Source organism: Nocardia thraciensis, assembly GCF_054782435.1.
The window spans coordinates 303099-310512 of sequence record NZ_BAAGSM010000039.1; the positions used below are offsets into that span (position 1 = coordinate 303099).

The window sequence follows — 7414 nt, forward strand, 5'->3', positions numbered from 1 at the left end:
GACGAATACGGGGTGCGTGAAGTGTGCTGCGGCGCGCTCGGATGGGCCGCTGGTGATCTCGGTGACAGGGAGGGCAGGGCCGGGGGCGGGTGGCGTTGGTCGAGTACTCGCAAATTCTTGCCCGGCAACGTGGTTCGCTGTTGGTGTCCGACTAGCGCGCATCGCCGACCGGCGCGCGAACTCCGACATTCCACTCCGGTGAGTGAGATCACGTTTGATCGGGGATGCGTGAGCGTTCGCCGCCGTGTTGCGCTGGGTCGTGGCTTCCGTACTCGAGCCCGCCGCGGCCTCCTCCCAGACCTCGTCCACCTCATCGGCGCTGCCCGTGCGCGGCAGTGCCGACGTACCCGTCGCCGATATTCCCGTTGTCGATCTCCCGAACCGGCGTGGGTGGCACCTCCCCGCGATGCTGGCGCTGGCGCTCGGCGGGTTCGGCATCGGCACCACCGAATTCGTCACCATGGGTTTGCTGCCGGATATCGCGCATGCCATGGGTGAGTCCGAGCCGACCGCCGGGCACGCCGTGTCGGCGTACGCGCTCGGGGTCGTGGTGGGCGCGCCCGTCATCGCCGCGCTGTGCGCGCGGATGCCGCGCAAGAAGCTGCTGATCGCCCTGATGGCGGCGTTCACCGTGGGCAACATCGCGACGGTGCTGGCGCCCTCCTTCGGCGCGCTGATGGCCGCGCGGTTCGTGTCGGGTCTGCCGCACGGCGCCTACTTCGGGGTGGCGTCGCTGGCTGCCGCGACACTCGCGCCGGTAGGGCAGCGGGCCAAGGCGGTTGCTGCCGTTATGCTGGGACTGAGCGCCGCCAACGTCGTCGGCGTTCCCGCCGCTACCTGGCTGGGCCAGCATCTGGGGTGGCGGAATGCCTACGTGGTGGTCGCGGTCATCGGGTTGGCGACCGTGCTCGCCATCGCGAAATTCGTCCCGGAACTCACCGGAATCCGCGTCACCGATCCACGCACGGAACTCGGCGCGCTGCGCCGCTCCCAGGTGTTGCTGACGCTGCTGGTCGGCGCGGTCGGGTTCGGCGGAATGTTCGCCGTCTACACCTACATCACCACCACCCTCACCGACGTGGCGGGAATGTCGGTGGGTCTGGTGCCGATCGTGCTGGCGCTGTTCGGCCTCGGCATGATCGCCGGGAATATCCTCGGTGGGGTGCTCGCCGACCGCGGCGTGGACCGCGCCGTGTTCGCGGCGCTGGTGGCCATGGTCGTCATTCTCGCCGGATTTGTTGCGGCAGCGCACAATCCGTACACCGTCAGCGTGGCCACCTTCCTGGTCGGCGCCTCGGGAGCGGCGTTAGCGCCAGGCCTGCAGACGCGGCTCATGGACGTGGCCCACGACGCTCAGACCCTCGCCGCCGCCCTCAACCACGCCGCGTTGAATATCGCCAACGCCGGTGGCGCGTGGCTCGGCGGCCTGGTGATCGCGGCGGGCCTCGGATATACCGCACCCGCCGTTGTCGGCGCCGGGCTGGCCGTCGCGGGCGTGCTGCTGTTCACCGGGACCGTCTGGCTCGCTCGCCGAGAGGCCGCCGCTGCGGTCTGAGTCGCGTGCGGATTTCTTTCTGTCCCATTCGATTACCTGTCGGGATCCGTTATCTGAACCATCGACCAATAGTGATCTGTTGCACATCGGCCGCATTTTTTGGGGCGGAGAACAAACCTCAAGTTTGTTAATATTGTCCACGTCTCGGCAGATAAGAAATCAGACCGTGCTGGCGACAAAGGTGTCCCCGCTCGGGAGGCGGTCGATCCCGATAAATCAATCAAAACGATTGCTGTGGCCTTACTTTGGGGAGGAAGCATGCACGGCAGAGAACCGATTGGTAAACCGGATGGATCGACCTTCCGGATGAGAATTCACAATCGCGACACCGAACCCGAGGACCGGCTCGACCACTGGAACGAACTGACCCGGCTCACGCACTACGGCGCGAGTGGGATGCCCGAAATTCGGGGCGATCGGACATTCGCGGCGGACTACACCGCCAGTTGGTTCGGTGATACCGGGGTGGTCGCCGGAGAAATGGACGAGGGTGTCTTCGTCATGGACCGGCGGCGGACCGACAACGTCGACTCGGGCCGGGTGCAGTTGATGCTCACCGGAGACGCGCCGCACATCGTCGACCTCGGTACCGACCGCCGTGAGATCCCGCCGCGCTCGGTGATCCTGCAATTCAACGACCAGCCGCGCAGTACGTTGCGCCCGTCCCACGACCACATGCTGTTCGTCGACATCGATGCCGCCCGGCTGACCGTCGACCCCGAAATTCTGCGGCGGTCCTGTTTCACCGCGCTGCCCGTGGACGCCGGGCTGGTCGAACTGTTCGCGCAGGCGGCATTGCGATTACTGAGCGGGCGACGACACGACCCGCGGGCCGCGGGCACTTTTCTGGTGAGCCTGGTGGATCTGGTGATCCGCAATGCCTTCGCCCACGAACTCGCCCTGACCGAGACGGTGCCCGCGCGCCGGGGGCAGGCCCTGCGCGTGATGCGGGAGAACCTGTCCAACGCGGAATTCGGCGCCGTGGAATTGGCCGCGGCGCTGAACATTTCGCGGCGCAGCCTGTTCCAACTATTCGACGACGGCGAACCGCCGATGTCGGTGCTGCGGCGCATGCGGATCGCGTTCGCGAAGAACATTCTGTCCGATCCGGAGCGGGACATTCTGACCATGGATCAGATCGCGAAGCTCTGCGGGTTCCGTACCGCCCGCGGCCTCGGTATCGCATTTCAGCGGGAATTCGGCCGGGCGCCGAGCGACTACCGCCGCATTCGCCCGGCCGCCCTGCCCGACGGCATCGTCACGAGGCCGGACGTATCGGCTTGCGGGAATTGCGCGAGCTGACGCTAGGCCAGCTGGCTCAGCGGCACCAGCGCGGCCCCGGCGAACCCGGCGAGCGCCACGCCCGTGCGGATGGCGTGGTAATGCCGCCATTTGTCGCGGGCCCCGGCCCAGCTCTCCGGGAACTCCGGACCGGCCCACCGGTCGGCCTGGACGTTCAGGGGAACCAGGACGGTGAGCGTCAGGGCGATGGTCACCAACAGTGCGGCCAGCGCGACGACGCCACTGGCCACCGCGAGCGGCGGCCGGTTCAGGCCGAGTATCAGCACCGTGGATGTCGAGCCGAGCCCGACGGCGAAGACGGCGGGCATCCATCGCCCGTAGTCGCGATTGACCGCCTGCCAGTACTCCACATAGGCGGGCGGGCTGAGCCGCGCCAGGCTGCGATTGGCCGCGATCCCCAGCGAGACCCCGGCGAACAGACCGGATGTCAGCAGTGACAGTGCGATCGACACGGTGTACACGGCCCACCCCATTTCCCATGGCGCCAACTCGGATCTCAGCCCCGGGCCTCGCCGCGGCGCGCGCCCGAGACATACACCGCGGCAACCGCGTACAGGATCGCCCCGATACCGGCCGAGATCCCCATCCTGGGCAGTCCGTTGACCAGCCCGATCACCGCGTCTCCGAGTTGGACGATACCGGACAGCGCCAGGACGAGCGTCGGATCGACGCGGTCGCGGCGCAAGATGACATAGAGCGCGGCCAGCCCGAGCGGAATATTGCGGACCGCGATGAGAGCGCCGAAGAACTGCACCCCCGAGGTGACCGCGTCCTCGGGCGGCAGCATGTTCGACTGCGCGAACAGGCCGATGAATCCGAACGCGACGACGACGATGCTGAAGACACCGGCGAGCGCCAGCGTCACCCGGGCGGCGACGGGATACGCCTGCTGACGGGTAGTGGGAAGCGAAACCATGACAGGGACTCCTTGTCGATCGGTGAGCGGGTGGGATCAGGCGCGCGCTGCGGTGGGCAGGTCGGCGCCGGTCGGTTCGGGTGTGTTCGCGACCGCCGCGGTCTCGGGTTCGGCGTGGGTGCGGTTCCGGATCAGCACGACGGTGACCACCGCGCCGACGACTCCGACCAGCCCCGCTGTGTGCAGGGTGACGTTCAGCCCCGAGGCGAATGCGGCGTGGACGGCCTCGGCCAGTGCACCGCGTTGCGCCTCGGGAGTCTGCGCCACGCTCTGAGCACCGCCGCCGGACGTGATCGTGCGGGCCAGTTCGCCCGTGTCGCCGCCGAGCCCGCGATCGCTCAGCACGTGCGCGGCCCGACTCTGGAAGACGGTGCCCAGCACCGCGATTCCGAATACCAGGCCCAGTTGTCGCGCCGTGTTCACCGCGCCCGCGGCCATCCCGCCGCGCGATACCGGGACCGCCGACATCGCGCTCGACACCAGGATCGGCGTGGCCAGCCCGACACCGCAGCCGGCGATGACGAGGCCCACCTGCAGCCGCGCCCAGCTCGAGTCCGGCGTCAGAATGCCTTGCGCCGCAGCGCCGATGGCGATCAGCACCAGCCCGCCGCCGATGATCCAGCGCGGATTCGAATCGTGCAGGTGCCGCCCGATCGCCCCGCTGACCACGAATCCGGCCAGCGCCAGCGCGACCGCTCCGGCCAGCCCGGCCGAGATCGGGCTCATGCCGCGATCGTCCTGCAACCACAGCGCCGTGTAGAGCAGGTACCCGAACGCGGCGAAGTTCAGCAGCCCGGAACCCAGCAGGATTCCGGCGAATTCGCGATTGCGCAACAGGCGCAGCTCCAAGATCGGCTGCGCGACAACCTTTTCCGCCACCACGAAACCGGCCAGCGCGAGCGCCGCCACCGCGAACGAGCCGAGCACCAGGGCATCGGACCAGCCGCGCGGGCCCGCCTCGACGAGTCCGTAGGTGACCGCGGCCGCAGCCAGGGTGAAGGTCGCGATGCCCGCGACATCGAGCTTGCGCTGTCGGTCGCCGCCCGCATTCGTGAAGGCGCGCAACGACAGTGCGATGGCCAGCGCGGTGACCGGGACGTTGACGAAGAAGACCCAGCGCCACGACAGCCACTCGGTGAGCATCCCGCCGAGTACCGGCCCGACCGCACCCGCGGCCCCGGCCGTGGCGCCCCAGACGCCGAAGGCGATCCCGCGGTCCTTACCGGTGGTGTAGGCGGCGTTGAGCAGTGCGATGCCGGTGGCCAGCATGGCCGCGCCGCCGATGCCCTGTACCGCCCGTGCCCCCACGACCACCTGCAGGTTCGTTCCGAGCCCGGCGACGAGGGAGGCGATCGCGAAGACCGCCAGGCCGTACATATAGATCCGGACGTGTCCGAGGCGGTCGGCGAGCCCGCCCGCGCCGAGCAGCACGGCGCCGAGCGCCAACGCATAGGCGTTGACCACCCATTGCAGATCGGCCAGCCCGGCGTCCAGGTCGGTGGCCATCTGCGGGATCGCGACGTTGACGATGGTCACGTCGATCAGCAACATCAATGTGCCCAGCGCCACGGCGCCGAGCGGAACCCATTTCCGCATCTCAGTTCCTTCGAATGGGATTGTGCCCGTGACGTCGTTGTCCTCGCCCATGCTGCCGGTCGATCCGGGCCGTTGACAGGTTTCGGCCTCGGAATGAGGATTAGTTCCATGAACCAGATAGATCTGGGAAATTCTATTGAGTTCGACGAACTGGATATGAAGATCATCCAATGCCTGTCGATCTACCACCGTGCCCCCGTGACGGTGTTGTCCCAGGTCCTGGGCGCGTCGGAGCAGACGATCGGCCGCCGCTACCGGCGGCTGGTGTCGGAGGGGATTCTGCGCATCAGCGGCCTGGTCGGCGGTGACGACACCGCGCAGAGCACCTGGACGCTGCGATTGCGGTGCAGCGCCCAATCCGCCGACCAGATCTGTGCGACACTGGCGCGGCGCGCCGATGTGTCGTGGGTGTCGATCGCGGCGGGCGGTTCGGAGATCATCTGCAACATCCACTGCCGCACGATGCAGGATCGTGAGTCGCTGCTGCTGAATCGGTTGCCGAAAACCCGTGCGGTGGACCGAGTTTACGCACATGAATGGATTCACCGGTTCGGGAAGACGAAGGGCGCCGATTGGCAGGCCTACGGTGACCATCTCACCGAAGCGCAGTTCGGCGAGCTGTGCGCGCGGCTGCCCGCCCCGCCGCCGGCGCCGCCGCACGGTCGGGCCGAGGTGCTGCCCGAGGACCTCCCGATGCTGAATCTGCTCGCGGTGGAGGGCCGGACGAGCGTGGCACGCCTGGCGCAGGCCACGCGCCGCTCCCACGGCCGCACCGCTCGGCGGCTGGAAACCCTGGTGGCCAGCGGAACGCTGGTCTTCGACATCGACCTGGCCTACGAACTGCTGGGCTTCCGGTCGCTGGCCTACCTCTGGCTGACCGTGCATCCGCAGCATCTCGCCGAGGCCGGGCAACTACTGGCCGACCAGCCGGAAGTGCCTTTCGTCGTGGCGATCACGGGCACCGCGAACCTCCTGGCCTCGGTCGTCTGCCGCACGGCCGAAGACCTCTACGCCTTCATCACCACGAAAGTCCGCCTCCTGGAAGGCCTCACAATGGTCGAGACTTCCCCGGTGATCCGCACGGTGAAACAGGCAGGCGCCCTACGCAACGGCCTACGCCTGGCCGTGCCCTCCACCGCACCGCCGGGTGAGCCTGCCGCGGGGTAAGGATCCCGGCCAAAAGCACGCCGGGAAATGAGGGGTACGGCGGTGTTCCGGGAGCGTGGGGTGTGCGGGTGTGCCCGTACCCGGCAACCGGTGTGCCCGCACCCGATGAATGGTGTGCTCGCACCACGTAGCCCGGCATGGCTGGCTTCGCTTTCATCATTTTCCGGCAACGCCTTTCGCCGGAATCTCCTGGTGCTCAGATTATTTCGGCCAGGACTGTACCTTGGGTGATGGCGGAGCCTGGGTCTACCGTGAGGCCGGTGATGGTGCCGGACTTGTGGGCCGTGACGGGATTTTCCATTTTCATGGCCTCCAGGACGACGATGAGATCGCCTGCGTCTACGGTCTGGCCGTCGGTGACGGCAACCTTGACGACCGTGCCCTGCATGGGGGCGGCGACCGCGTTTCCGGAGGCGGCGGTTCCACCGGATCTGGTGCGGGACTTGGGTTTCATGCGGACGACGCTGGTCGCGGTGGAGGCGGCGCTGCGGGCGATGAGTTCATTCGGGAGGGATATTTCGAGGCGTCGGCCGCCGACCTCGACGACCATGGTTTGCCGCGGCGCCGGTTCGTCATCGTCGGCGGGTCCGCCCGCATAGGGCTGGATCGGGTTGTCCCAGTCGTTTTCGATCCATCTGGTGTAGATGTCGAAGGTTTCGGAGCCGTCAGCCGCGGTGTGGCCCGTGAACGCCGGATTGGAGACGATGTGCCGGTGGAACGGCAGTACGGTCGCCAGGCCCTCGACCTGGTATTCGGCCAGGGCGCGCCGCGCCCGTTCCAGGGCCTGGGTGCGGTTCTCGCCGGTCACGATCAACTTGGCCAGCATCGAGTCGAACTGCCCACCGATCACACTTCCTTGCACCACACCGGAATCCATC

General features: G+C 67.7%; 7 protein-coding genes. 3 read left to right on the top strand and 4 right to left on the bottom strand.

Annotated features, from left to right (window positions below; translation table 11 throughout):
- The first annotated feature begins 406 nt into the window (after nt 1-406).
- Nucleotides 407-1555, top strand: a complete 1149-nt coding sequence (locus tag ACYVLQ_RS26225; protein ID WP_460700195.1) for an MFS transporter — start codon at nt 407-409, stop codon at nt 1553-1555.
- A gap of 306 nt (nt 1556-1861) precedes the next feature.
- Nucleotides 1862-2857, top strand: coding sequence for an AraC family transcriptional regulator (locus tag ACYVLQ_RS26230; protein WP_460700175.1), 996 nt, complete (start codon nt 1862-1864; stop codon nt 2855-2857).
- A 2-nt stretch (nt 2858-2859) separates the two neighbouring features.
- Here the strand turns inward: ACYVLQ_RS26230 and ACYVLQ_RS26235 are convergent, their stop codons facing one another.
- The 3 genes from ACYVLQ_RS26235 to ACYVLQ_RS26245 are packed head-to-tail and all read right to left on the bottom strand — an operon-like array spanning nt 2860 to nt 5369.
- A complete protein-coding gene (locus tag ACYVLQ_RS26235; RefSeq protein WP_460700176.1) occupies nt 2860-3318 on the bottom strand; it encodes an anthrone oxygenase family protein in 459 nt (152 codons plus the stop codon).
- A gap of 35 nt (nt 3319-3353) precedes the next feature.
- Nucleotides 3354-3773, bottom strand: coding sequence for a DUF4267 domain-containing protein (locus tag ACYVLQ_RS26240; RefSeq protein ID WP_460700177.1), 420 nt, complete (start codon nt 3771-3773; stop codon nt 3354-3356).
- 36 nt (nt 3774-3809) lie between these two features.
- Entirely contained in the window at nt 3810-5369 is a 1560-nt protein-coding gene (locus ACYVLQ_RS26245) for an MFS transporter (RefSeq protein WP_460700178.1), read from the bottom strand.
- 108 nt (nt 5370-5477) lie between these two features.
- Between ACYVLQ_RS26245 and ACYVLQ_RS26250 the strand changes: the two genes are divergently transcribed.
- The gene (locus ACYVLQ_RS26250) at nt 5478-6536 is read left to right on the top strand and encodes an Lrp/AsnC family transcriptional regulator (RefSeq protein WP_460700179.1); all 1059 of its coding nucleotides are present in this window, start codon (nt 5478-5480) and stop codon (nt 6534-6536) included.
- A gap of 196 nt (nt 6537-6732) precedes the next feature.
- On the opposite strand, the gene ACYVLQ_RS26255 is transcribed toward ACYVLQ_RS26250, so the two are convergent.
- A partial coding sequence (locus ACYVLQ_RS26255) for an acyl-CoA carboxylase biotin carboxyl carrier protein subunit (RefSeq protein ID WP_460700180.1) occupies nt 6733-7414 on the bottom strand: 682 nt, incomplete at its 5' end.

Coding starts and splice junctions, on each gene's coding strand:
- ACYVLQ_RS26225 (WP_460700195.1), top strand. CDS start 407: ATGCTGGCGCTGGCGCTCGGCGGGTTCGGCATCGGCACCACCGAATTC.
- ACYVLQ_RS26230 (WP_460700175.1), top strand. CDS start 1,862: ATGAGAATTCACAATCGCGACACCGAACCCGAGGACCGGCTCGACCAC.
- ACYVLQ_RS26240 (WP_460700177.1), bottom strand. CDS start 3,773: ATGGTTTCGCTTCCCACTACCCGTCAGCAGGCGTATCCCGTCGCCGCC.
- ACYVLQ_RS26245 (WP_460700178.1), bottom strand. CDS start 5,369: ATGCGGAAATGGGTTCCGCTCGGCGCCGTGGCGCTGGGCACATTGATG.
- ACYVLQ_RS26250 (WP_460700179.1), top strand. CDS start 5,478: ATGAACCAGATAGATCTGGGAAATTCTATTGAGTTCGACGAACTGGAT.